General features: G+C 64.3%; 23 protein-coding genes. 15 read left to right on the top strand and 8 right to left on the bottom strand.

The annotated features are described in order from the left end of the window. Positions 1 to 27: 27 nt before the first annotated feature. Complete coding sequence (locus ABIB80_RS10390) at positions 28 to 237, top strand: hypothetical protein (protein WP_007594851.1); 210 nt, start codon at positions 28 to 30, stop codon at positions 235 to 237. Between the two features lie 257 nt (positions 238 to 494). Here ABIB80_RS10390 and ABIB80_RS10385 read toward each other — a convergent pair whose 3' ends face one another. Continuing rightward, a complete protein-coding gene (locus ABIB80_RS10385) occupies positions 495 to 1,460 on the bottom strand; it encodes a LysR family transcriptional regulator (RefSeq protein ID WP_007594850.1) in 966 nt (321 codons plus the stop codon). A 121-nt stretch (positions 1,461 to 1,581) separates the two neighbouring features. Here ABIB80_RS10385 and ABIB80_RS10380 point away from each other — a divergent pair, with 121 nt between their 5' ends. The 9 genes from ABIB80_RS10380 to ABIB80_RS10340 all read left to right on the top strand — a co-directional run bounded on the left by ABIB80_RS10380 (position 1,582) and on the right by ABIB80_RS10340 (position 10,766). Then, a complete protein-coding gene (locus ABIB80_RS10380; protein WP_007594848.1) occupies positions 1,582 to 2,619 on the top strand; it encodes a class 1 fructose-bisphosphatase in 1,038 nt (345 codons plus the stop codon). 12 nt (positions 2,620 to 2,631) lie between these two features. After that, positions 2,632 to 3,507, top strand: coding sequence for a phosphoribulokinase (locus tag ABIB80_RS10375; RefSeq protein WP_354127344.1), 876 nt, complete (start codon positions 2,632 to 2,634; stop codon positions 3,505 to 3,507). 16 nt (positions 3,508 to 3,523) lie between these two features. Continuing rightward, positions 3,524 to 5,545 carry a transketolase gene (tkt, locus tag ABIB80_RS10370; protein WP_354127343.1) on the top strand — a complete coding sequence of 674 codons (2,022 nt, stop codon included), beginning with the start codon at positions 3,524 to 3,526 and terminating at the stop codon, positions 5,543 to 5,545. 14 nt (positions 5,546 to 5,559) lie between these two features. Then, positions 5,560 to 6,645, top strand: coding sequence for a class II fructose-bisphosphate aldolase (fba, locus tag ABIB80_RS10365; RefSeq protein WP_007594838.1), 1,086 nt, complete (start codon positions 5,560 to 5,562; stop codon positions 6,643 to 6,645). A 31-nt stretch (positions 6,646 to 6,676) separates the two neighbouring features. After that, positions 6,677 to 8,137, top strand: coding sequence for a form I ribulose bisphosphate carboxylase large subunit (locus ABIB80_RS10360; RefSeq protein WP_007594836.1), 1,461 nt, complete (start codon positions 6,677 to 6,679; stop codon positions 8,135 to 8,137). An 11-nt stretch (positions 8,138 to 8,148) separates the two neighbouring features. Then, entirely contained in the window at positions 8,149 to 8,556 is a 408-nt protein-coding gene (locus ABIB80_RS10355; RefSeq protein ID WP_354127342.1) for a ribulose bisphosphate carboxylase small subunit, read from the top strand. A 98-nt stretch (positions 8,557 to 8,654) separates the two neighbouring features. Further along, entirely contained in the window at positions 8,655 to 9,590 is a 936-nt protein-coding gene (gene cbbX / locus ABIB80_RS10350; RefSeq protein ID WP_007594831.1) for a CbbX protein, read from the top strand. Then, entirely contained in the window at positions 9,587 to 10,324 is a 738-nt protein-coding gene (gene rpe / locus ABIB80_RS10345) for a ribulose-phosphate 3-epimerase (RefSeq protein WP_354127341.1), read from the top strand. Before cbbX ends, rpe begins: the two co-directional genes overlap by 4 nt. Positions 10,325 to 10,553: 229 nt before the next feature. Further along, positions 10,554 to 10,766 (top strand): hypothetical protein, encoded by a 213-nt coding sequence (locus ABIB80_RS10340; protein ID WP_354127340.1) that lies wholly within the window; start codon positions 10,554 to 10,556, stop codon positions 10,764 to 10,766. Between the two features lie 114 nt (positions 10,767 to 10,880). Here the strand turns inward: ABIB80_RS10340 and ABIB80_RS10335 are convergent, their stop codons facing one another. Further along, on the bottom strand, positions 10,881 to 11,717 hold the full coding sequence (locus tag ABIB80_RS10335; RefSeq protein ID WP_007594814.1) for a universal stress protein: 837 nt from the start codon (positions 11,715 to 11,717) through the stop codon (positions 10,881 to 10,883). Between the two features lie 210 nt (positions 11,718 to 11,927). On the opposite strand from ABIB80_RS10335, the gene ABIB80_RS10330 reads away from it, so the two are divergent. Then, entirely contained in the window at positions 11,928 to 13,466 is a 1,539-nt protein-coding gene (locus ABIB80_RS10330) for a Do family serine endopeptidase (RefSeq protein WP_354127339.1), read from the top strand. Between the two features lie 266 nt (positions 13,467 to 13,732). Beyond that, entirely contained in the window at positions 13,733 to 14,095 is a 363-nt protein-coding gene (locus ABIB80_RS10325) for a hypothetical protein (RefSeq protein WP_007594801.1), read from the top strand. A gap of 6 nt (positions 14,096 to 14,101) precedes the next feature. Here the strand turns inward: ABIB80_RS10325 and ABIB80_RS10320 are convergent, their stop codons facing one another. Beyond that, the gene (locus ABIB80_RS10320) at positions 14,102 to 14,407 is read right to left on the bottom strand and encodes a DUF6496 domain-containing protein (RefSeq protein ID WP_354127338.1); all 306 of its coding nucleotides are present in this window, start codon (positions 14,405 to 14,407) and stop codon (positions 14,102 to 14,104) included. A gap of 85 nt (positions 14,408 to 14,492) precedes the next feature. After that, a complete protein-coding gene (locus ABIB80_RS10315) occupies positions 14,493 to 14,687 on the bottom strand; it encodes a DUF3072 domain-containing protein (protein ID WP_211397231.1) in 195 nt (64 codons plus the stop codon). 115 nt (positions 14,688 to 14,802) lie between these two features. Here ABIB80_RS10315 and ABIB80_RS10310 point away from each other — a divergent pair, with 115 nt between their 5' ends. Beyond that, on the top strand, positions 14,803 to 15,024 hold the full coding sequence (locus tag ABIB80_RS10310) for a hypothetical protein (protein ID WP_007594795.1): 222 nt from the start codon (positions 14,803 to 14,805) through the stop codon (positions 15,022 to 15,024). An 18-nt stretch (positions 15,025 to 15,042) separates the two neighbouring features. Beyond that, complete coding sequence (locus ABIB80_RS10305) at positions 15,043 to 15,252, top strand: hypothetical protein (protein WP_219678625.1); 210 nt, start codon at positions 15,043 to 15,045, stop codon at positions 15,250 to 15,252. Between the two features lie 129 nt (positions 15,253 to 15,381). On the opposite strand, the gene ABIB80_RS10300 is transcribed toward ABIB80_RS10305, so the two are convergent. Both ABIB80_RS10300 and ABIB80_RS10295 read right to left on the bottom strand, forming a co-directional pair. Next, positions 15,382 to 15,630: a hypothetical protein gene (locus ABIB80_RS10300; protein ID WP_007594791.1), complete on the bottom strand. Its 249-nt coding sequence runs from the start codon at positions 15,628 to 15,630 to the stop codon at positions 15,382 to 15,384. Between the two features lie 95 nt (positions 15,631 to 15,725). Then, the gene (locus tag ABIB80_RS10295) at positions 15,726 to 15,983 is read right to left on the bottom strand and encodes a hypothetical protein (RefSeq protein WP_007594789.1); all 258 of its coding nucleotides are present in this window, start codon (positions 15,981 to 15,983) and stop codon (positions 15,726 to 15,728) included. A 138-nt stretch (positions 15,984 to 16,121) separates the two neighbouring features. On the opposite strand from ABIB80_RS10295, the gene ABIB80_RS10290 reads away from it, so the two are divergent. Further along, positions 16,122 to 16,343: a hypothetical protein gene (locus tag ABIB80_RS10290; RefSeq protein WP_007594788.1), complete on the top strand. Its 222-nt coding sequence runs from the start codon at positions 16,122 to 16,124 to the stop codon at positions 16,341 to 16,343. On the opposite strand, the gene ABIB80_RS10285 is transcribed toward ABIB80_RS10290, so the two are convergent. After that, positions 16,340 to 17,830, bottom strand: coding sequence for an HWE histidine kinase domain-containing protein (locus ABIB80_RS10285; RefSeq protein WP_219678622.1), 1,491 nt, complete (start codon positions 17,828 to 17,830; stop codon positions 16,340 to 16,342). The genes ABIB80_RS10290 and ABIB80_RS10285 overlap by 4 nt on opposite strands. Positions 17,831 to 17,843: 13 nt before the next feature. After that, a complete protein-coding gene (locus ABIB80_RS10280; protein WP_354127337.1) occupies positions 17,844 to 24,131 on the bottom strand; it encodes a HAMP domain-containing protein in 6,288 nt (2,095 codons plus the stop codon). Between the last annotated feature and the right edge of the window lie 50 nt (positions 24,132 to 24,181).

Below are 24,181 nucleotides of genomic sequence, written 5' to 3'. Positions count from 1 at the left end.
CCGGGAATGACGAGGGAGTTTTCGGACATGAACGGCCAAATCACCGGTCACGCCATCTTGGAGAACGTGCGTCGCTACCGCGGTATCGCGTCGCTCTATCGCCAGACCGCTGCATTCCGTCCGGGCCAGAGCTGGTCGCTGCTCGAGCAGGCGAAGGATTGGGAAGCGCGGGCGCTGCTGGAGCTGGAAGCCTATTTTGCCGCGCGGATGGACTACGCCGCGACGCGTGCGGCCTGATCGTTAACCATCGGCGCGGCCTTGGGCAGGCCCGCCGAGGGGCCGGTCGTCGGGTTGCGTACGGAGACCACGGGGCGATTACGGAGTTCTCTCGACGCCCGCCTGTGCTAGCAACGTCCCGACCGAGACATCCCAATTCGGCCGGGGCAAGCGATGACCACCTTTAACCGCATCTTCACGACCGAGCGCCTGCTCCAGATCATCGTCATTCTCGCGGCCACGGTCGCGATGAAGCTGATGGGCTGAAATTCGACGGGCTATCGCGCGCCGAGTTCGGGCAATTCGGGAAGATAGTTCGACCCCTCCGATCCCAAGAAATCGAACATCGCCTGCGCCGGTGGCAACAGCACCTTGTCGCTGCGGCGGATCACGTACCATTGCCGCACGATCGGCAGGCCCGCGACGTCGAGCACGATCAGCCGGCCCTCGGTGAGCTCGTGCGCCACGGTGTGGGCCGAGATGAAGGCGATGCCGAGCCCGGCGATGACAGCCTGCTTGATGGTCTCGTTGCTGCTCATCTCCATGCCGATGATCGGCTCGAGATCCGACCTCTGGAACATGCCTTCCATCAGTGTCCGCGTGCCCGAGCCGGGCTCGCGGGTGAGGAAGGTCTCGTGCACGAGGTCGGTCAGGTTGAGGCCGGAATCCTTCTCCAGCCAGTGCCCCCTGCGGGCGACGATGATGTGCGGATTGCGTCCGAGCTGCCGGACGTCGACGCTGACATCGGCCGGTGGCCGACCCATCACCGCGAAATCGAGATCGTAGCCGTGCATGGCCTCGCGGATCTCCTCGCGATTGCCGACCGTGAGCTTGAGCTCGATCTTCGGATACCGCTTCGAGAATGCCGCGATCGCGTGCGGCACGAAATACTTTGCAGTCGAGACAGCGCCGAGATGCACCGTGCCGCCGGTCCGCCCCGCAAGCAGGTCGAGCGCGCCCTGGCAGTCGGCGATTGCGGCTTCGACCCGCTCGGCGAGGGTAAGCACCTCCTTGCCCGCCTCCGTCAGCAGCATGCCGTCGCCGGTCCGCTGCAGCAGCGGCAGTCCGGCGAGATCCTGAAGCTGGCGCAGTTGCTGGGTCACGGCCGGCTGCGTCAGGCCGAGTTGGGTCGATGCGGCCGTGACGCTGCCCTTGGCCGCGAGCGCCGCGAGCGAGCGAAGCTGCCGGATCGTCAGATGCCGGAGCTGTGCCGAGGCATTATAAGATAATTCTTTGGCACTCATTATGAATAGAAATTTTCCTTATTAAGCCGCCCCTGTCAATCTCATCGTTGTTGGCACTGACCGCACCGGACCTCCAGCGGGGAGGGAACTGGATACGGCACCAGCAAGGGGATGGACGCAGATGACCGGGCAACTCAGGCTGGACGACCACCTTCAGCGGTATTCCGAGACGGCGCCGCATGCGCTGGCCGTGGCGGCCGCGGTCGACGCCATCGCGGCAGCCGCGATCGAGATCGCCGATCTCATCGCGACGGGAGACCTTGCGGACGCATCGGGCCTGACCACCGGCCGTAACAGCGACGGTGACGTCCAGCGCGATCTCGACGTGCAGGCCGACGCGATCCTGCGCCGCTGCCTCGGCAAGCTGCCGATCGCGGCACTGGCATCAGAGGAGATGCGCGAACCTCAGATCGGCGACCGCGCGGCGAAGATCTGCGTCGCGATCGATCCGCTCGACGGCTCCTCCAACATCGACATCAACATGACCGTGGGCACGATCTTCTCGATCCTGCCCGCGCCCGATGATCTCACGCTCGCCTTCCATCAGCGCGGCTCGGCGCAGCTCGCGGCGGGGTTCGTCACCTATGGTCCGCAGACCTCGCTGGTGCTGACGCTTGGCGAGGGTGTCGACATCTTCACGCTTGACCGCAAGTCCGGTTGCTTCCGTCTCGCCCGCAGCGCCGTGCAGATCTCCGAGACCTGCGAGGAGTTCGCGATCAACGCCTCGAACCGCCGGCATTGGGAACAGCCGGTGCGCGCCTTCGTCGACGAATGCCTCGCCGGTGTGGAAGGGCAGGCCAATCACAATTTCAACATGCGCTGGGTCGGCTCGCTGGTTGCCGAGGCCTATCGCATCCTCACCCGCGGTGGCGTGTTCCTCTATCCCTCCGATGCACGGCCCGGTTATGGCGACGGCCGCCTGCGCCTCGTCTACGAGGCGCACCCGATGGCTTACATCATCGAGCAGGCCGGCGGCTCGGCTTCGACCGGGCGCGAGCGCATCCTCGAACTCTCGGCGCAGAGCCTGCACCAGCGCGTGCCGCTGATCATGGGCTCGAGCAACGAGGTGCAGCGCGTCGAGGAGCTGCATTGCGATCCCTTGCTGGTCGCCAGCGTCTCCGCACCGCTGTTCGCGCGGCGCGGCTTCTTCCGGCTGTGAGCGAGGCATCCTATGTCCAGGAAGTATCCGATCATCTCCATCACCGGCTCTTCCGGCGCCGGCACCACGTCGGTCAAGAAGACCTTTGAGCAGATCTTCTTCCGCGAGAAGGTCAACGCCGCCTACATCGAAGGCGACGCTTTCCATCGCTATGACCGCGCGGAAATGCGCACGCAGATGGCGAAGGAGGCCGATCGCGGCAACAGGCATTTCAGCCATTTCAGCCCCGAGACCAACCTGTTCGAGGAGCTGGAGCGGGCGTTCCGCGACTATGGCGAGACCGGCACGGCGATGACGCGGCACTACGTCCACGATGCCGAGGAATCCGCGCTGCATGGTGCCGCACCCGGCACCTTCACCGAATGGAAACGACTGCCGGAGAGCTCCGATCTGCTGTTCTACGAAGGCCTGCACGGCGCGGTCGTCACCGACAAGGTCAACGTCGCGCGCTATGCCGACCTCAAGATCGGCGTCGTGCCCGTCATCAATCTCGAATGGATCCAGAAGCTGCATCGCGACCGCAGTGCGCGAGGCTATTCGACCGAGGCCGTCACCGACACCGTTCTGCGGCGGATGCCCGACTACATCCACTACATCTGCCCGCAATTTTCCGAAACCGACATCAACTTCCAGCGCGTGCCCACGGTGGACACCTCCAATCCATTCATCGCGCGCTGGATCCCGACGCCGGATGAATCGATGGTCGTGATTCGCTTCAAGAATCCGCGCGGCATCGACTTCCCCTATCTGCTCTCGATGCTGCCGCAAAGCTGGATGTCCCGCGCCAATTCGATCGTCTGCCCCGGCGCGAAGCTCGATCTCGCCATGCAGCTCATCCTGACGCCGCTGATCATGCAGCTGATCGAGCGCAAGCGAAACCTGAAGTGAACGAGGGGAGGATCCGATGAACATCTCCGTCCACGCCGATGCCGACCTCACGGCGGTCACGCACAACGATCTCGCCAATGCCGTCCGCTTTCTCGCGGTCGATGCCATCGAGACCTCGCAGTCCGGCCATCCCGGCCTGCCCATGGGCATGGCCGATGTCGCGACCGTGCTGTTCTCGCGCTTCCTGAAATTCGACTCGGCTCACCCCAATTGGCCGGACCGCGACCGCTTCGTGCTGTCGGCGGGCCATGGCTCGATGCTGCTCTATGCATTGCTCCATCTCACCGGCGGCGACCTCAGCCTCGATGACATCAAGGCGTTCCGGCAATGGGGCTCGAAGACGCCGGGGCATCCGGAATATGGCCACACGCCGGGCGTCGAGACGACGACCGGTCCGCTGGGGCAGGGGATTGCGACCGCGGTGGGCATGGCCCTCGCCGAGCGCATGGCCAATGCGCGGCATGGCGATGGCCTCGTCGACCACTTTACGTATGTGATCGCCGGCGACGGCTGCCTGATGGAAGGCATCAGCCAGGAAGCGATCTCGCTCGCCGGCCATCTCGGGCTGGGCCGCCTGATCGTGCTGTTCGACGACAATGGCATCTCGATCGACGGCCCGACCTCGCTCGCGACCTCCGACGACCAGCTCGCGCGCTTCGCTGCCTCCGGCTGGTCGGTTCGCCGTGTCGACGGGCACGATCCCGAAGCAGTTGCGCAGGCGATCGCCGAGGAGCGTGAGAGCACAAGACCGTCATTGATCGCCTGCCGCACCATCATCGGCTATGGCGCGCCGGATCGTCAGGGCACCGAGAAGGCGCATGGCGCGCCGCTCGGCACCGAGCAGGCGGCAGCGGCGCGGCGAGCGCTCGGCTGGGACTATCAGCCCTTCGTGGTGCCAATCCCGATCCTGAAAGCATGGCGGATGATCGGGCAGCGCGGGCAGGTCGCGCGTCTCGCCTGGCTCGATCGCTATGAATGCGCGACGCCCGAGCAGCGCGATCTGTTTGTCGAGGGCAAGACGGTTGCCCTGCCGAACGCCTATGCCCAAGCCTCGGCGAAATTGCGCGAACGCTTTGCCACCGAGCGTCCGAAGCTTGCGACGCGGCAGGCGTCGCAACAGGTGCTCGACGGCATCGCAGGGACGATTCCCGGATTTGTCGGCGGCTCGGCGGACCTCACGCATTCGAACCTGACGCATGCCAAGGCGCAGACCCCGGTCAAGCGCGACGCGTTCGCCGGCGATTACATCCATTATGGCATCCGCGAGCACGGCATGGCGGCCGCGATGAACGGCCTCGCGCTGCACGGCGGCTTCATTCCCTATGGCGGCACCTTCCTCGCCTTCTCTGATTACAGCCGGCCGGCGATCCGCCTTGCGGCGTTGATGCGGATCCGCGTCATTCATGTGATGACCCATGACTCCATTGGTCTCGGTGAGGACGGCCCCACGCATCAACCAGTCGAGCATCTCGCAGCGCTTCGCGTCATTCCGAACCTGCTTGTGTTCCGGCCGGCCGACGCGGTTGAGACGCTGGAAGCCTGGGACTGCGCGCTCCAAGCTGAAAATCGTCCCTCCGTGCTGTGCCTGTCCCGTCAGGCCCTGCCGACCTTCCGCAGCGATGTCCGTGGAAGAAACCGCGTCGCACGCGGCGCCTATCTGATTGTTTCGCCGGACGGCGGCCGAGACGTGACGCTCATTGCAACAGGTTCGGAAGTCTCGACTGCGCTGGAAGCGGCTCGCCTGCTTGCCACCGAGCATATCCGCGCGGCCGTGGTCTCCGCACCCTGCTTCGCGTTGTTCGAGGAGCAGCCGGAGGACTACCGCGCTGCCGTGCTCGGCACTGTGCCCCGGGTGGGCATCGAGGCGGCAGTCGCCGGCGATTGGCATCGCTGGATCGGCACTGATGGCGAATTCGTCGGCATGCGCGGCTTCGGTGCCTCGGCGCCTGCACCCGTGCTCTACCGCGAATTCGGCATCACGCCGCAAAGCGTTGCGGAAGCCGCCCGGCGGGCGATGGCCCGCACAGGCAAGCAATAACAGGAGGAATTGTCGTGGCCCGTATCACCCTTCGCCAACTGCTCGACCACGCCGCCAGTCACGGTTACGCGGTGCCGGCGTTCAACATCAATAACATGGAGCAGGGTATCGCGATCATGCAGGCGGCGGCCGAGGTCGATGCGCCCGTCATCATCCAGGCTTCGCGCGGCGCGCGCAGCTATGCCGGCGACCTCATGCTCTCGCACATGATCGACGCGCTGGAGCGGACCTATCCGGACATCCCGCTCTGCATGCACCAGGACCACGGTAACGACGAGGCGACCTGCGCCTCCGCCATCGCGCATGGCTTCACCTCGGTGATGATGGACGGCTCGCTCAAGGCCGACGCCAAGACCGCGGCCGATTACGCCTACAATGTTGCGATCACCAGCCGCGTCGTCGATCTCGCGCATTGGGTCGGCGCTTCCGTTGAAGGCGAACTCGGCGTGCTCGGCTCGCTCGAGCATGGCGGCGGCGAGCAGGAGGATGGCCACGGCGTCGAAGGCACGGTCAGCCATGATCAGTTGCTGACGGATCCCGACCAGGCGGTCGACTTCGTCCGCGCCACCAAGGTCGATGCGCTCGCGATCGCGATGGGCACCTCGCACGGCGCCTACAAGTTCAGCCGCAAGCCGGACGGCGACATTCTGGCGATGCGGGTGGTCGAGGAGATTCATCGCCGGCTGCCGAACACGCATCTCGTGATGCACGGCTCGTCCTCGGTGCCGCAGCCGCTCCAGGACATGTTCAACCAGTTCGGCGGCGAGATGCCGCAGACCTGGGGCGTGCCGGTCGAGGAGATCGTCCGCGGCATCAAGAGCGGCGTGCGCAAGGTCAATATCGACACCGACTGTCGCCTCGCAATGACCGCGGTGTTCCGGAAGGTCGCGGCGCAAACGCGCTCCGAGTTCGATCCGCGCAAATTCCTCAAGCCGGCGATGGATGCGATGCGCGAGCTCTGCCGCGAGCGCTTCGAGCAGTTCGGGACCGCAGGACACGCCAGCCGGATCAAGGTCGTTCCCTTGAGCGAGATGGCGCGGCGCTACCGCGCCGGAGAACTCGATCCGAGCGTCGACGCCCGCGAGCCTGTCGCAGCCTAATCATTCAGAGAGAGAAGAGCAGGAGAGAGCCATGAACGCACACGCAGGAACCGTCCGCGGCAAGGAAAGATATCGATCGGGCGTGATGGAATACAAGCGCATGGGCTATTGGGAGCCTGACTATGTGCCAAAGGACACCGATGTCATCGCGCTGTTCCGCGTCACGCCGCAAGAGGGCGTCGATCCGATCGAGGCGTCGGCCGCTGTCGCCGGCGAATCCTCGACGGCGACCTGGACGGTGGTGTGGACCGATCGCCTGACCGCCGCGGAGAAGTATCGCGCAAAATGCTATCGCGTCGATCCGGTGCCGGGCACGCCGGGCTCGTATTTCGCCTACATCGCCTATGACCTCGACCTGTTCGAGCCGGGCTCGATCGCCAACCTCTCGGCCTCGATCATCGGCAACGTGTTCGGCTTCAAGCCGTTGAAAGCGCTGCGTCTGGAAGACATGCGCTTCCCCGTCGCTTATGTGAAGACGTTCCAGGGACCGGCAACCGGCATCGTGGTCGAGCGCGAGCGGCTCGACAAGTTCGGCAGGCCGCTGCTCGGCGCCACCGTCAAGCCCAAGCTCGGGCTTTCGGGCCGCAATTACGGCCGCGTGGTCTACGAGGCGCTGAAGGGCGGGCTCGACTTCACCAAGGATGACGAGAACATCAACTCGCAGCCGTTCATGCACTGGCGCGACCGCTTCCTCTATTGCATGGAGGCGGTGAACCGCGCGCAGGCGGCCTCCGGCGAGGCGAAGGGCACCTACCTGAACATCACCGCGGGAACGATGGAGGACATGTACGAGCGCGCCGAGTTCGCGAAGGAGCTCGGGTCGTGCATCGTCATGATCGACCTCGTGATCGGCTACACCGCGATCCAGTCGATGGCGAAATGGGCGCGTCGCAACGACATGATCCTGCATCTGCATCGCGCCGGTCACTCGACCTACACGCGGCAGAAGAGCCACGGCGTGTCGTTCCGTGTCATCGCCAAGTGGATGCGGCTTGCCGGCGTCGACCACATCCATGCCGGCACGGTGGTCGGCAAGCTCGAAGGTGATCCGAACACCACGCGCGGCTATTATGATGTTTGCCGCGAGGACTTCAACCCGACCAAACTCGAACACGGCCTGTTCTTCGACCAGTCCTGGGCGAGCCTGAACAAGATGATGCCGGTCGCCTCCGGCGGCATCCATGCCGGCCAGATGCACCAGCTGCTCGACCTGCTCGGCGAGGACGTCGTGCTGCAGTTCGGCGGCGGCACCATCGGCCATCCCATGGGCATCGCGGCCGGCGCGATCGCCAACCGCGTGGCGCTGGAGGCGATGATCCTCGCCCGCAACGAGGGGCGCGACTACGTCCACGAAGGTCCGGAGATCCTGGCCAGGGCGGCCGAGACCTGCACGCCGCTGAAAGCTGCGCTCGAGGTCTGGAAGGACGTGACCTTCAACTATGAATCCACCGACACGCCGGACTTCGTGCCGACCGCGCTCGAAACCGTTTGAGGAGATTTGACATGAAGCTGACCCAAGGCTGCTTCTCGTTCCTGCCCGATCTGACCGACGACCAGATCACCAAGCAGGTGCAGTATTGCCTGACCAACGGTTGGGCGGTGAACATCGAGTTCACCGACGATCCGCATCCCCGCAATACCTATTGGGAGATGTGGGGCCTGCCGATGTTCGATCTCCAGGACGCCGCCGGCGTGATGATGGAGCTCACCGAATGCCGCAGAGTGTATGGCGACCGCTACATCCGTCTCAGCGGCTTCGACTCCAGCCATGGCTGGGAATCGGTGCGGATCTCCTTCATCGTCAACCGCCCGCCGCAGGAGGCCGAGTTCGAGCTGGTGCGGCAGGAGGTGGGTGGACGCGCGATCCGCTACACCACCGTGCGTCGGCAGCCCGCGCACGCGCCAACCTAACTCATTCTCCTCCGCGCGGAGCACTCCCTGCTCCGTTTCCTTGGCGGACCACTGCTTCGCCGCTCCCCCGCGGCGAAGCCCTTTTCTTCGAGGTGCCGATGCTGGATGTTCCCCACGCAATGACCACTGAACCCGGCGAGACCAGTTTCGATCTCCGCAAGGAGGCCGAAGCGGCTGGAATCACCGGCACGCTGCAACAGCTCGAGCAGGAGCTGATCGGATTGAAGCCGGTGAAGAACCGCGTGCGCCAGATCGCGTCGCTCTTGCTGATCGAACGTATCCGGCAGCGTGCGGGACTGGCTTCGTCGCCGCCGACGCTGCACATGTCGTTCACCGGCAATCCCGGCACCGGCAAGACGACCGTCGCGTTGCGCATGGCAAAGATCCTGCACGGCCTCGGCTTCGTGCGGCGCGGGCAGGTGATCTCGGTGACGCGCGACGATCTCGTCGGCCAGTATATCGGCCACACCGCGCCGAAGACCAAGGAGATCCTGAAGAAGGCGATGGGCGGCGTGCTGTTCATCGACGAGGCCTATTATCTGCACCGTCCCGACAACGAGCGCGACTACGGCCAGGAGGCGATCGAGATTCTGCTCCAGGTGATGGAGAACCAGCGCGAAGACCTCGTCGTGATCCTTGCCGGCTATGGCGAGCGAATGACCAGCTTCTTCGCCTCCAATCCCGGCTTCCGCTCGCGCATCGCCCATCACATCGACTTTCCGGACTATGCGGAAGCCGAGCTGCTCGTCATCGCGGAGCTGATGCTGAAGGAACGGGGTTATCGCTTGTCGGCGGCGGCGCGCGAAGCTTTCGAGAAATACATTGCGCTACGCCGGACCCAGCCGTTCTTTTCGAATGCACGCTCGATCCGCAATGCCGTCGACCGCATCCGCCTGCGGCAGGCCGATCGCCTGGTATCCGATCTCGATCGCATGCTCGAGATCGCCGACCTCGAAACGATCGATCCCATGGACGTCCTGGCGAGCCGCGTGTTTAGCGGCGTTGCGGACGCGCAGGGGAGTGCGAAGCCATGACCAGAGAAATCCTCATCGCGCCGTCGATCCTGGCTGCGGATTTCGCCCGCCTCGGCGAGGAGATCGCGGCGATCGACGCTGCGGGTGCCGACTGGATTCATTGCGACGTCATGGATGGGCATTTCGTTCCGAACATCAGTTATGGCGCGGACGTCATCAAGGCGATCCGGCCGCTGACGAAGAAAATATTCGACGTGCATCTCATGATCGCGCCGGCCGATCCCTATCTCGAGGCGTTCGCGAAGGCCGGCGCGGATGTCATCACGGTGCATGCCGAAGCCGGTCCGCACCTCGATCGCTCGCTCCAGGCCATCCGCGCGCTCGGTAAGAAAGCCGGTGTCAGCCTGTGTCCCGCCACTCCCGAAAGCGCGATCGAATATGTGCTCGATCGTCTCGATCTCGTCCTGGTGATGACGGTCAATCCGGGCTTTGGCGGCCAGTCCTTCCTGGAGTCCCAGCTCGAGAAGATCGGGCGTATTCGAAGCATGATCGGCGACCGGTCGATTCGGCTCGAGGTGGACGGCGGCATCACGCGCGACAATGCCGCTGCCGTGGCCGCTGCGGGTGCCGATACGCTTGTGGCGGGCTCCGCCGTGTTTCGCGGCAAGAGCAGCGCAGACTATGCCGGCAACATCGCCGCCATCCGCGCTGCTGCGGAAGCCGGCAGGGTTCCGGAGCTGCAACATAGTTCGGCGCAGACGATCCGGACCGGTGAGCCCGCGCTCATCCGGTAGGCTACCGGATACAGGCGGAGCGAGCCGGTACCCGAATGGGCTGTGCCAGGGCCTGCCACTTTCCACCAGACATATTGAGTCTACGCTGATTGGAACTTTCGGCCCAACACGCGTTTGCCTAGAATCAAGCGGGTCAAGCGCGCGGCGGGCGCAGCAAATCTTTTGCACAACCGCCATCGCCCTGACGCAAATAAGGGCAATAAGCTCTATGAATGCGAGGGAGGGTCTCATGGACAACGTACGTCGCTACCGCGCGCTAGCGTCCCTCTGTCGTCAGCAGGCCGCCTACCGGCCGCTCCAGAGCTGGGAACTGCTCGGTCAGGCCGAACATTTCGAATATCTCGCCGAAGTCGAACTCAAGGCGCATTTCGACGCGTGCAATGCGCAACACGACGAGGACGGCGTCGAGGCCTCGGCGTGGGAGAGGCCCGCCGCGGCGTGACGGGCCAACTCGTTCGAAGACGACCTGAACTTGCCGGTGCCGGCACCGCTCAAGGACGCGGTTGTCAGCCCGAACGACAGGTCTTGTGACCGGCCCGACCTGGTCGTCCCTCGATTAATGCGACATCAGCGTCGGGACCGTCATGGCTTCCAGCATGGCGCGGGTGACGCCGCCGAGGAACCGCTCCTGCAATCGCGAATGGCCGTAGCCGCCCATGACCAGAAGATCGAGGTTCTCATCGGCTGCCAGCGACAGCATGGTCGGCTGAATGTCGGAGCGCGCCGCCGACAGGTTGACGGTGCGGGTCGACAGTCCGCGCCGGCCGAGATGCCTTGCCAGATTGCGCGTCGAGACTTCGTCGGGAACCATATCTGTTTCGTTGATCGCAATGATCACGATCTCCTCGGCGCGAGCCAGGAATGGTGCGGCGTCGCGCATGGCGCGCGCGGCGAGGCGGCTGCCATCCCAGCAGATGCCGATCCGTTTCGCCTTGAACGCTCCATGGAAGGTGTAGGGCAGGAAAAGCACCGGGCCGCCCGCCTGGAACAGGATCTCGCGGGGCACATCGTTGTCGAGTGAGCCTTGCGCCGGATCCGGCTGGAGCACGATGCTGAGATCGTGCAGCCGCGCCATCTCGCCAAGCAACCCGACCGCATCCCCCGGCATCGCCCCGAGTGGGTGGCATGTGTAGGAAATGCCGGCGTTCATCGCTTCGCTCTTGAACACCGCGAGCGCCGCCTCGGCCCGCTCCACTGCGCTTTCGCGCTCCATCTCGAACACCGCCGCCACCGCAGCGCCGCCCTCCATGACGTAGGCCGCACTGGTTGCCACATAACCAACCGCGACTGCGTCGAGATGGGCGTTGAGGCCCGCTGCGAGTGAGATCGAGCCATCGATCACCGGGCGCATCGGCCGCTCGGTAGGGATGTGGACGAGAATGTCTTTGTACATGACGCGCCTCCGATGGACATCATCCGGTAGCTGCAGTCTTTCACGGTGCGCAGCGCCCGCGTTGAGCTGCATCAAACGTGCAGTCTCGACTTTTGGCCGTGTCGCCGGCCTCGGCTACTTTGCCAAGATTTAATCGCGTGGACGGGACGCTGTAAGGTGGCGACCACCATGTTGGGTCCAAGGCGACTTACCCAACATGGACATATCGACATGAACGATCACGTCAATTCCGACACCACCGCGTCCCGCAAGATCCTGAGACCGCGCCGGCTCGCGCTGCTCGGCACCGTGGCCGCGCTTGGCCTGGCCGTGCTGGCGACTGCCCCCGGCTCTTCGCCGTTCAGCGCGAACTCCTTCATTGCGCCCGCCCAGGCCGCGGAGAGCGCCGCGACACCGCCGGGCTTCGGCGACCTCGTCAGCAAGGTCAAACCCGCCGTCATCTCGGTCCGGGTCAGGATCGACCAGGACAACGACAAGAGCGCGATGCTGCAACAGAACCGGATGGATTCGGACGAAGCATCGCCGTTCGACCAGTTCTCACGGCAATTCGGCTTCCGCGGCCCGGGTGGCATGGAAGGCATGCCGCGCCAGCACCGCCAGATGATCACGGGTGAGGGCTCCGGCTTCTTCATCTCCGCGGACGGCTACGCCGTGACCAACAACCACGTCGTCGATCACGCCGAGTCGGTGCAAGTGACGATGGACGACGGCACCATCTACAGCGCGAAAGTGGTCGGCACCGATCCGAAGACGGATCTCGCGCTGATCAAGGTCGAAGGCAAGAAGGATTTTCCGTTCGTCAAATTCTCCGACCAGAAGCCGCGTATCGGCGACTGGGTGGTCGCGGTCGGCAATCCCTTCGGCCTCGGTGGCACCGTGACCGCCGGCATCGTCTCGGCCAGCGGCCGCGACATCGGCAACGGTCCCTATGATGACTTCATCCAGATCGACGCGCCGATCAACAAGGGTAACTCCGGCGGCCCGGCCTTCGACATGAATGGCAACGTGATCGGCGTGAACACTGCGATCTTCTCGCCCTCCGGCGGCTCGGTCGGCATCGGCTTCGACATTCCGGCCTCGACCGCAAAGCTCGTCGTCGCACAGTTGAAGGACAAGGGCGCGGTCACACGCGGCTGGCTCGGCGTGCAGGTGCAGCCGGTGACGTCGGATATCGCCGACAGCCTCGGCCTCAAGGAGGCGCGCGGCGCGATCGTCGACAATCCGCAGGACGGCAGCCCGGCAGCGAAGGCGGGCATCGAGGCGGGCGACGTCATCACCGCCGTCAATGGCACCGCGATCAAGGATTCCCGCGATCTCGCCCGCACCATCGCCACCCTGGCGCCAGGCACGTCCGTGAAGCTCGATGTCGTCCACAAGGGCGACAACAAGACGGTGACACTGGCGCTCGGCGAGTTGCCGAACGAGCGACAGGCTAGAGCCGACGAGGGCAAGTCGCAGCCAGATGCCGGCATGCCGCCGCGTCTCGGCCTCAGCCTGGCTCCGGCCGGGGACGTCCAGGGCGCCGGCCAAAAGGGCGTCGTCGTCACCGAAGTCGATCCGCAAGGGCCGGCCGCGCAACGCGGCATCCAGACCGGCGACGTCATCCTCAATGTGGGCGGCAAGGCCGTCGCCAATATCGGCGATGTCCGTTCGGAGCTGGCGCAGGCGAAATCGTCCGGCAAGCGCAGCGTGCTGCTGCAAGTCAGAAGCGCGCAGGCGACCCGGTTCGTGGCGGTGCCGCTCGCATAAGTCGAACGTCGATCGGCGCAACTCCAAAAAGGCGGCCTACGGGCCGCCTTTCCTGTTCGCCGTCAGGATTTCGGATGCCCGCCGATAACATTCTCGTTAACGGCAGGGAGGATGACCCGGTTCGTCCGAAAAAGCCGTGTTCGTTCATCACAATTACGGATCTCGTATGGACTCGGCGGCAATGAAGCCGCCGACGATTGCAAGCGTGGAACTTCGAACTTGCCGCCGCTGAGCCGGCCGGCAATTCGTATTTGATCGGTGCCGACATGGATCGATTGAAGCTCTCGCTGACGGCTGCGCTGCTCGTGGCGCCGTTCGTGCTGTGGGGCGGAAACGCTCTCGGGCGTGACGACGGCCGCTACGCGGACTCACCTCTCAAGCCGTGGTTCGACGGCCTGCGCAGCCATCTCGGTCCGTGCTGCTCGGATGCGGACGGGTTTGCCGTCGCCGATCCCGATTGGGACTCGCACAATGGACATTATCGCGTGCGGCTCGACGGCGAATGGGTCGAGGTACCGGACGAAGCCGTGATCACCGAGCCGAACCGGGCCGGCCGCACCATGGTGTGGCCGGTGAAGACCGCGTTCGGTGTGTCGATCCGCTGCTTCATGCCGGGCAGCATGATCTGACGGAGGTCAGCGCGACCGTTTGGAGGATTTGCGCTTCGACGTTTTCTTCGAACTCTTCTTGGAAGTTTTCCGAGATGTCTTCTTTGATGTCTTCTTGGACGACTTCCGTTTTGCGGCTTTCTTCGGGACCTTCTTGCCCTTCTTGCGCGCTTTCGACAGGCCGATCGCGATCGCCTGCTTGCGGCTCTTCACGCGTCCGCCTCGACCGCCAGGTCCGCTTTTCGCGGTCCCCTTCTTGTAGCGCTTCATCTCGCCTTCGACATCGCTGCCGGAGCTGCGCGAGTAGCGGCGCTTCTTTGCCTTGCGTGCCATGCATGTTCTCCCTTGGCCTGGGAAAACAATCCGAGACAGGCATAGTTCCGAAAGCGCAAGCAACGTCCCGGATACGCGGCCTAGCCTAGAACGAATCCGCCAGCTCGATCTCCGCTTCCAGCACCTGAATGCGCCGCGCTGCCTCGCTGGAGGACAGATCCCGCGCATATTGCGCGGGTTGATACGCCTCTTCGCTCAGCCGTTTCAGCCGGAGGCCCTGCGCCCGCGTCATCTGCTCGGTGAGGAAAGCTTTGGCGTCGTATTTGCCCTGAACCTGCATATCGCTTCTCCCTTCTGAAATCGTGACTTGACTATATGTTCTTATTTTGTTCTAACAAGTCATGGACAATAGAATTAATGAAATTCGACGTAAAATCAGCGCCTTGAGGCTGGAAATGGCCGATATCGAGGTGTCCGTACGCGAGCTCGTCGAGCGCGATCGGGACTGCACAGAGAAGGCCCTGGCGCAGATGGATCTGCGCCGGAAAATCAATCTGCTGATCGGCGAATGGAAGGCTGCAGGTGGCGGCGATGTCCTGCCGAATGTCCGCGATAGGATGCGCCTTCGTTCCGCGAAGGCAGCAGGTAGTCCTCTGCGCGTGGTCGCGCGCCGCTGAGAGCTTTGGGAGCGCACGGTGGAGGAAGACCCGGATGTGTACCGGATTCTAAAGCTGCGCGCCGAGATTCTCGAACTGGGCTCTGCGATCCGGCAGCTGCAACGCGAGGGGCTCGACGACGCCGCGGCCCAGCTCTTGATCGCCCGCAAGCGGGCACGGCTCGATCATCTGGTGAAATCAGATCCTGCGGGCGTCCACCCTGACATCCTGGGCGGCCATCGTAGCTGAGCCTTGGCGTAACGCGCGTGCGGGGCTCGTCGATACCGCATGTCGACGAAGCGGCCCGAGAAAAAGTTCGTTTGAACACCAAAGCAAAAGGCCCCGCGATCGCGGGGCCTTCATGATTTCGGGGAACACCTACTTGGTGTTGCTCATGCCGCCCTTGTTGTTCGTCATGGTGCCGCCCTGGTCGGAGCCGGGGCCGGAGCCGCCCTGACCGGAGGGATCAGCACCCTTGGAAGACTTGGTGTTGGCGCCCGTGGTGGTCTGCGACGATGACATCGAGGATCCGTGTTTTGCCTTGTGCGACTTGGCCTGCACGGCGAACGGTGCGGCGGCGAGGCCGGTTGCCAACATCACGGCAAGAGCGAGCTTGGTGGTCTTCATATGCGGGAACTCCCTGAGTTGAATTGACGCAGGCAGCCAACTGCCATTGGTCGCAGGAGTTCCGAACAAAGAAGTTCCGGTAAAGCACGCATCCTTCAAGATTGCTTGTCCTCTTCGAGGATGAATACGACCCCGGTCAGTGTTGCGCCGATCGCGAACGTCGTCACCAATGTGAGGGCGAAAACGACAACGGCCTGCCTTCCGCCGTGACTCAGCAAATTGGCGACGCCGGGATTGGACAGCACGAGCAAGAGGCTGAAAGCGAGTCCCAAGGCTGCGCCCATCATCGCGTGCGTCATCAGCTTGACGAGCCCGCTGGGAGAGATCAGGTCCGACGACTTCTTCGCGCGCATGGAACTCTATCCCAATCTCGCAAGCAACGCCTGCGACACGCGCCGGTTCCATCCGCATGAAGGAATCGTTATCGCCCGCTTCATCCGACGTTCATGCCGGGTGGGCGAGAATGACCCTGCAACACGGGAACATTCGATATGGGTAAGGTGGTCTTTCTCTATCGCTCTCTGGCTTATCGCAACGCCGCTGCGGACATCCTCCGCAAAGCGCGCAAACTGCCCCGCGGCGCGGAGCGAAGCGCGGCGCGCCGCTATGCCAAGGCGCTGCGCGATCTCGCCCAAACGGAAGCCTGGCTCGAAGGGCGGGTCGCGCGCGAACCGCAAACGACGCAGCGCAGGAAGAGTGCGGCCTCCGGTTAACCGGACGCGCGCTGCAATTCGGCGGAGCTCGCGGCTTCGAAGTTGCCGGGCGTGGTCGTCGCGGCGGTCTTGCGGACCAGCGGCACCTCGAGCCGGCACAACAGACCCTCGGCGCGCCAATCGAATCGCGCCTGCCCGCCGAGCTGGGACTCGACGCTCGCAAGCAGGCTCCGCGTACCAAAGCCGCGGGATTTCGGCGTCATGACGAGCGGGCCGCCGGATTCCTCCCAGGTGAGCGTGAGCAGCTCGTCCTCGACCTGCCAGCCGATTGCGAGCCGTCCCGTCCGCGTCGAGAGCGCGCCATACTTCGCCGAGTTGGTGAAAAGCTCGTGCAGCGCCAGCGCCAGCGTCTGGGCGGTCGCCGGCAGCAACTGAACTTCGGACCCCGCCAATTTGATCTGGCCGCCGAGGGAATAGGGCGCAAGCTCCTCGTCGATCAGCTTCGAGAGTTCGGCACCCTGCCAGCTCGACAGTGACAGGATCGTATGCACGCGCGCCAGTGCATTGATGCGTCCCTCGACGGCGCTGACATAGGCTTTGACCTCGTCGGCGCGGGTGAGGCGCACGATCGATTGTGCCAGCGCCAGCGCATTCTTGGCGCGATGATCGACTTCCCGCGCCAGCAGAGTCTGCCGTTCCTCGGCGCGCTTGCGTTCGGTGATGTCCACCGTCACGCCGCTGACGCGCATGACCCGACCGCTATCGTCAACCGTGGCGGCGGCCGTGCCTACACACCAGCGCACATCGCCGTCGGGCCGGACAATGCGGAACTCCGTTTCATAGGAGCGTGTGCCCTTGTTGAATTCGGCGATCGCCTTGCGCAACTGATCGACGTCATCCGGATGCAATAGCGCCTGAACGTTGGCCGGGTTCACCTCGAAGCTCTCCGGGCCAACACCAAAGATGCGGTATTGTCCCTCGTCCCACATCCAGTCGCCGGTGATCCAGTCCCAGTCCCAGGAACCCATCTTGCCGGCGGCGATCGCCATGCTGCGCCGCTCTTCGCTCTCGCGCAGCTTTGCAGTGGAATTCTCCAGCTCGGCGGTGCGTGCACGCACGCGGTCCTCGAGATCCTGGTTCAGCCGTTCGAGTTCGCGCGTCTTGCGATAGAGCTCTGCAAACACCTTGACCTTGGCGCGCAGCACCTCCGGCACGACCGGCACCGGGACGTAGTCGACGGCGCCCATCTCGTAGCCGCGCAGGCGGTCGATGTCGCTGACTTGAATGGCCGAGATGAAAATCATTGCGGTCTTCTGGAAGCGCGGGTGCTCGCGGATCATCGCGGCGAGCTCGAAGCCGTCGAGCTCGGGCATGCAGACGTCGACCAGGATCACCGCGATCTCGGTCTTGAGCAGCACCTCCAGAGCCTCGCGACCGGACGAGGCGATCACGAGGTTCTGGCCGAGATCCTTCAGGATCACCTCATAGGCGAGCAGCTTGGCCGGCTGGTCGTCGACGAGGAGGATGTTGACCTTTTCGTGGTCCATACGGGCATCCAACTCAGCGGTGCAGCCACATGCGGATTGCAAGCAGCAATTGATCGGTGTTGACGGGTTTGGCGAGGTAGTCGGACGCGCCGGCCTCGAGGCATTTCTCGCGGTCGCCCTTCATGGCCTTGGCCGTCAACGCGATGATCGGAAGACGGGCGAAGGTCGGATTTTCACGAATGACGCCGATGGTCTGATAGCCATCCATCTGCGGCATCATGATGTCCATCAGCACGATGGCGATCTCCGGGTTGGATTCGACCAAGGTCACCGCCTCGTTGCCGGTCGTGGCCGTCAGCACCTTCATGCCGCGCCGCTCCAGCACGCTCGACAGCGCGAAGATGTTGCGGGCGTCGTCGTCGACGAGCAGGGCTGTCTTGCCGATCAGGTCTTCGTCGGAACTGTTCAGCTTCTCGAGCATGCGCTGCTTCTCGACCGGCAACTCCGTGATCACGCGATGCAGGAACAGCGCGGTCTCGTCAAGCAGGCGCTCCGGCGATTCCACGCCCTTGACCACGATGCTTCGCGCCATGGTGTGGAGCTCCGCATCTTCCTCGGCCGACAGCTCGCGGCCGGTGAAGACGACGACCGGAACGTTCGAGAGCGCCTCGTCGTTGCGGATCTGGTCCAGCACCTCGAAGCCGGTCATGTCGGGCAGGCGCAGGTCGAGCACGACGCAATCACAGGGGGTCTCACGCAGCATCGAGAGCGCGTCGGCACCGGTGCCGGTCGTCACGATCTCGATGTCGTCGTGATGCAGGAGCTCGCGGATCGAGAGCTGCTCGGCCTCGTTGTCTTCGACGATCAGCAGCCGCTTGCGCCGCGGTCGCGCATATTCCTTGATCTGCGTCAGCGCGGCCGAAACGCCCTCGGTCGTCGTCGGTTTGTTGACGAAGGAGAAGGCGCCGCGCGCCAGCGCATGCTGGCGGTCCTCGTCGAGCGTGATGATCTGCACGGGGATGTGGCGGGTCAGCGGATTGTGCTTGAGCTGGCTCAACACGGTCCAGCCGAGCATATCCGGCAGGAATACGTCGAGCGACACGGCCCTCGGCTGGTACTGCTTTGCTAGCTCCAGCGCCTCCGCGCCGCGTGCGGCGACCAGCACCTTGAATCCCTTGTCGCGCGCGAGGTCGACCAGCACACGTGCGTAGTGCGGGTCGTCCTCGACGATCAGGAGGATACTGTCGCCGGGTTCGAGGTTGAGCCGGTCGTCGGGAAGCTGCTCGATGACGCGCTGCGGTTCGGCTGTAGCGGGCTGCAGCGCCGGCGGCTGGCTCTGTTGGGGCGTCGCGCGGGGCGCGAGCGTCGGGCCGGAATATTTCAGCGGCAGGTAAAGCGTGAAGCACGAGCCCTTGCCCGGCAAGCTGCGCAGGTGGATCTCGCCGCCGAGCAGGCTTGCGAGCTCGCGGCTGATCGCAAGGCCGAGGCCGGTGCCGCCATATTTGCGGCTGGTGCCGGCATCCGCTTGCTGGAACGCCTCGAAGATCAGCTTCTGCTTCTCCAGGGGAATGCCGATGCCGGTGTCGGACACTTCGAATGCGATCACGGCCGGCGCCGAATTCAGCACCGGATGATCCGTGCCCCAGCCGCCGACCGCTGCGGCGACCTTCAGGCGCACCTCGCCTTCGGCGGTGAACTTGAAGGCGTTGGAGAGCAGGTTCTTCAAAACCTGCTGCAGGCGCTTGGAATCGGTGACGAGGCTGCGCGCGAGATTCGGATCGACGTCGATCTTGAACGACAAATTGCGGTTCTCCGCCTCGTGACGGAACGGCCGCCCGACCGTCTCGAGCAGGTTCGCGGTCAGGATTTCCTCGGCGTCGACCGTCACCGTACCGGACTCGATCTTGGAGAGATCGAGAATGTCGCTGATGAGATTGAGTAGGTCGGTGCCGGCGCCGTGGATGGTGCGGGCGAATTCGACCTGCTTGCCGGTAAGATTGCCGTCCGGATTGTCGGTGAGCTGCTGGCCGAGGATCAGGATCGAGTTCAGCGGCGTGCGCAGCTCGTGGCTCATATTGGCCAGGAATTCGGACTTGTACTTCGAGGTCAGCGCGAGCTCGGTCGCCTTTTCCTCCAGTGCGCGGCGGGCCTGCTCGATCTCCTGGTTCTTGCGCTCGACTTCGACGTTGCGCTCGGCGAGCTGCTGCGCCTTCTGTTCGAGCTGGTCATTGGTCTGCTGCAATTCGCGCTGCTGGGTCTGGAGTTCGCCGGCGAGCTGCTGCGACTGCTTGAGCAGGCCTTCGGTCTGCATCGTCGCTTCGATCGAGTTGAGCACGATGCCGATCGAGTCCGTGAGCTGCTCCAGGAAGGTCATCTGCGAGGTCGTGAAGGAGGTGAGCGAGGCGAGCTCGATGACCGCCTTGACCTGGCCTTCGAACAGCACCGGCAGCACCACGAGGTTCTTCGGCGCGACGCGAAGCAGCGCCGAATTGATCGGCACCACGTCGGGCGGAATGTCCGCAATTACGCGCGGGCGCCGGTCGAGCGCGCATTGGCCGATCAGGCCGTCGCCGAATGGCAGCACGCGCGGATACGGATAGACGCCGTCGCCGGCATAGGAGGCAAGCAGCAGGAGCCGCGGATTGTCTTCGTTCTCGACCTGATAGATCACGCCGGTATGCGCGTTCACCAGCGGCGACAATTCGGTCAACAGCAGGCGACCGACGGTGGTGAGGTCGCGCTGGCCCTGAAGCATGTTGGTGAATTTCGCCAGATTGGTCTTCAGCCAGTCCTGCTCGGTGTTCACGTCCGTCGTGAGACGGAGGTTGGTGATCATCGTGTTGATGTTGTCTTTCAGCTCCGCGACCTCGCCGCGGGCGTCGACCTGGATCGACCGCGTCAGGTCGCCCTTGGTCACGGCGGTCGCCACTTCCGCGATCGCGCGCACCTGCGAGGTGAGGTTGGCCGCCAGCAAATTGACGTTGCCGGTGAGATCCTTCCAGGTGCCGGCGGCGCCGGGCACGTCGGCCTGACCGCCCAGCCGGCCCTCGACACCGACCTCGCGCGCCACCGACGTCACCTGGTCGGCGAAGGTCGCGAGCGTCTCGGTCATGTTGTTGATGGTGTCGGCGAGTGCGGCGACCTCGCCTTTCGATTTCACGGTGAGGTTCTGCTTGAGGTCGCCGTTGGCGACCGCGGTCACCACCTTGACGATACCGCGGACCTGCTCGGTCAGGTTCGCCGCCATGAAGTTGACGGTGTCGGTGAGATCCTTCCAGGTGCCGGCGACGCCGGGCACCAGGGCCTGGCCGCCGAGTTCGCCTTCGGTGCCGACCTCGCGCGCAACGCGCGTGACTTCGCCGGCGAACGCATTCAGCTGGTCCACCATGGTGTTGATGGTGTTTTTGAGCTCGAGGATTTCGCCCTTCACGTCGACGGTGATCTTGCGCGACAGGTCGCCGCGCGCCACCGCGGTGGTGACTTCGGCGATGTTGCGGACCTGGGTGGTGAGGTTCGCGGCCAGCAGGTTGACGTTGTCGGTGAGGTCCTTCCAGGTGCCGCCTACGCCGGGCACGACGGCCTGGCCGCCGAGCCGCCCCTCGGTGCCGACCTCACGTGCGACGCGCGTCACTTCCGCGGCGAAGGAGCGAAGCTGCTCGACCATGGTGTTCAAGGTGTCCTTGAGCAGCAGAATTTCGCCGCGCACGTCCACCGTGATCTTCTTCGACAGGTCGCCGCCGGCGATCGCGGTCGCGACCTCGGCGATGTTGCGGACCTGCGCCGTCAAGTTCGAGGCCATGAAGTTGACGTTGTCGGTGAGATCCTTCCAGGTGCCGGCAACGCCGGGGACTTCGGCCTGGCCGCCGAGCTTGCCTTCGGTGCCGACCTCGCGCGCGACGCGCGTCACTTCACCGGCGAAGCCGTTGAGCTGGTCCACCATGGTGTTGATGGTGTTCTTCAGCTCCAAAATCTCACCACGGACGTCGACGGTAATCTTGCGCGAGAGGTCGCCGCGCGCCACGGCAGTGGTGACTTCGGCGATGTTGCGGACCTGGGCAGTGAGGTTGCCCGCCATCGAGTTGACGCTGTCGGTGAGGTCTTTCCAGGTGCCGGCGACGCCGGGCACGTTGGCCTGACCGCCGAGCCGGCCTTCGGTGCCGACCTCGCGCGCGACGCGCGTCACTTCACCGGCGAAGCGGTTGAGCTGGTCGACCATCGTGTTCAGCGTGTCCTTGAGCTGAAGGATCTCGCCGCGCACGTCCACGGTGATCTTGCGCGACAAGTCGCCGCCGGCGATCGCAGTCGCGACTTCGGCGATGTTGCGGACCTGGGCGGTGAGGTTGCCCGCCATCGAGTTGACGCTGTCGGTGAGGTCCTTCCAGGTGCCGGCGACGCCGGGCACTTCGGCCTGACCGCCGAGTTTGCCTTCGGTGCCAACTTCGCGCGCGACGCGCGTGACCTCGCCGGCGAAGGCGTTGAGCTGGTCCACCATGGTGTTGAGCGTTTCCTTCAGCTGAAGGATTTCGCCTGACACGTTGACGGTGATCTTCTTCGACAAATCGCCCTTGGCGACCGCGGTCGCGACTTCGGCGATGTTGCGGACCTGGCCGGTCAGGTTCGAGGCCATCGAGTTGACGCTGTCGGTGAGATCCTTCCAGGTACCGGCGACGCCGCGCACCTGGGCCTGGCCGCCGAGCTTGCCTTCGGTGCCGACCTCGCGGGCCACGCGCGTGACTTCACCGGCGAAGGCATTGAGCTGGTCCACCATGGTGTTGATGGTGTCTTTCAGCTCCAGGATTTCGCCGCGGACATCGACCGTGATCTTTTTCGACAGATCGCCGCCCGCGACCGCGGTCGTCACCTCGGCGATGTTGCGGACCTGCGCGGTGAGGTTCGAGGCCATCGAGTTGACGCTCTCGGTCAAGTCCTTCCAGGTGCCGGCGACGCCGAGCACGTTGGCTTGGCCGCCGAGCCGGCCCTCGGTGCCGACCTCGCGCGCGACGCGCGTGACTTCGCCTGCGAAGGCGTTGAGCTGGTCGACCATGGTGTTGAGCGTTTCCTTCAATTGAAGGATTTCGCCCGAGACGTTCACCGTGATCTTCTTCGACAGGTCGCCGCTCGCAATGGCGGTGGCGACATCGGCGATGTTGCGGACCTGCGCGGTGAGGTTCGACGCCATGAAATTGACGTTGTCGGTGAGGTCCTTCCAGGTACCGGCGACGCCCGGCACCTGGGCCTGGCCGCCGAGCTTGCCTTCGGTGCCGACCTCACGCGCTACGCGCGTCACTTCCGAGGCGAACGAGTTGAGCTGGTCCACCATGGTGTTGATGGTGTCCTTCAGCTCCAGGATCTCGCCGCGCACGTCGACCGTGATCTTGCGCGACAGGTCGCCGCGCGCCACGGCGGTGGTGACGTTGGCGATGTTGCGCACCTGTGCGGTGAGGTTGCCGCACATCGCATTGACGCTATCGGTGAGATCCTTCCAGGTGCCGGCGACGCCTGGCACGATGGCCTGCCCGCCAAGCTTGCCGTCGGTGCCGACCTCGCGCGCCACGCGCGTCACTTCCGAGGCAAAGGAACGGAGCTGGTCCACCATCGTGTTGATGGCTTCCTTGAGCTGAAGGATCTCGCCGCGGACGTCGACCGTGATTTTCTTCGAGAGGTCGCCGTTCGCAACTGCGATCGTCACCTCGGCGATGTTGCGAACCTGGTTCGTCAGGTTGTTCGCCATCGAGTTGACGCTCTCGGTCAGATCCTTCCAGACGCCGGTCACCTCAGGTACCTGGGCCTGGCCGCCGAGCTTGCCCTCGGTGCCGACCTCGCGCGCCACGCGCGTCACCTCGGAGGTGAACACGCCGAGCTGCTTGATCATGGTGTTGACGATCGTCGCCGACTGCAGGAATTCGCCGCGCAGGGGACGCCCATCGACGTCGAGCTTGACGGTCTGGAGCAGGTCGCCCTGCGCCACGGCCGCGACCGCGCGCGTCACCTCGCGCGTCGGCCACAGCAAATCGTCGATCAGCGTGTTGACCGAGCCTTCCATGTCGGCCCAGGAGCCGGAGGCCAGCCCAAACTTCACGCGCTGTCGCGTCTTGCCCTCGCGGCCCACGACCTGGCCGACCAGCTCGAGCTGCTGCGCCATGCGCTGATTGGCGGCGATGATGTCATTGAAAGTGTCGGCGAGCTTGCCGTCGATGCCGAGATAGTCGCCGCTCATGCGCACGGAGAAATCGCCGTTGCGCATGGCCTGCAGGGCGAGCAGCAATTCTGCCCGGGAATCGGGCTCCGACATGCCGTTGGTTTTTGGCTTTGGAACGCGACGACCGGAACGTGATGCAGATCCGGGATCGAGGTCGCTCATACTGATTCCCCCGCAGGCGTCGGCCGATTCCCTGGCGAGACGCGGTTTAT

Source organism: Bradyrhizobium sp. i1.15.2 (assembly GCF_040548425.1).
Taxonomy (GTDB): Bacteria; Pseudomonadota; Alphaproteobacteria; order Rhizobiales; family Xanthobacteraceae; genus Bradyrhizobium; species Bradyrhizobium canariense.
Note: the sequence above shows the minus strand (reverse complement) of the source record. Positions and strands in the feature narration are given on the sequence as shown.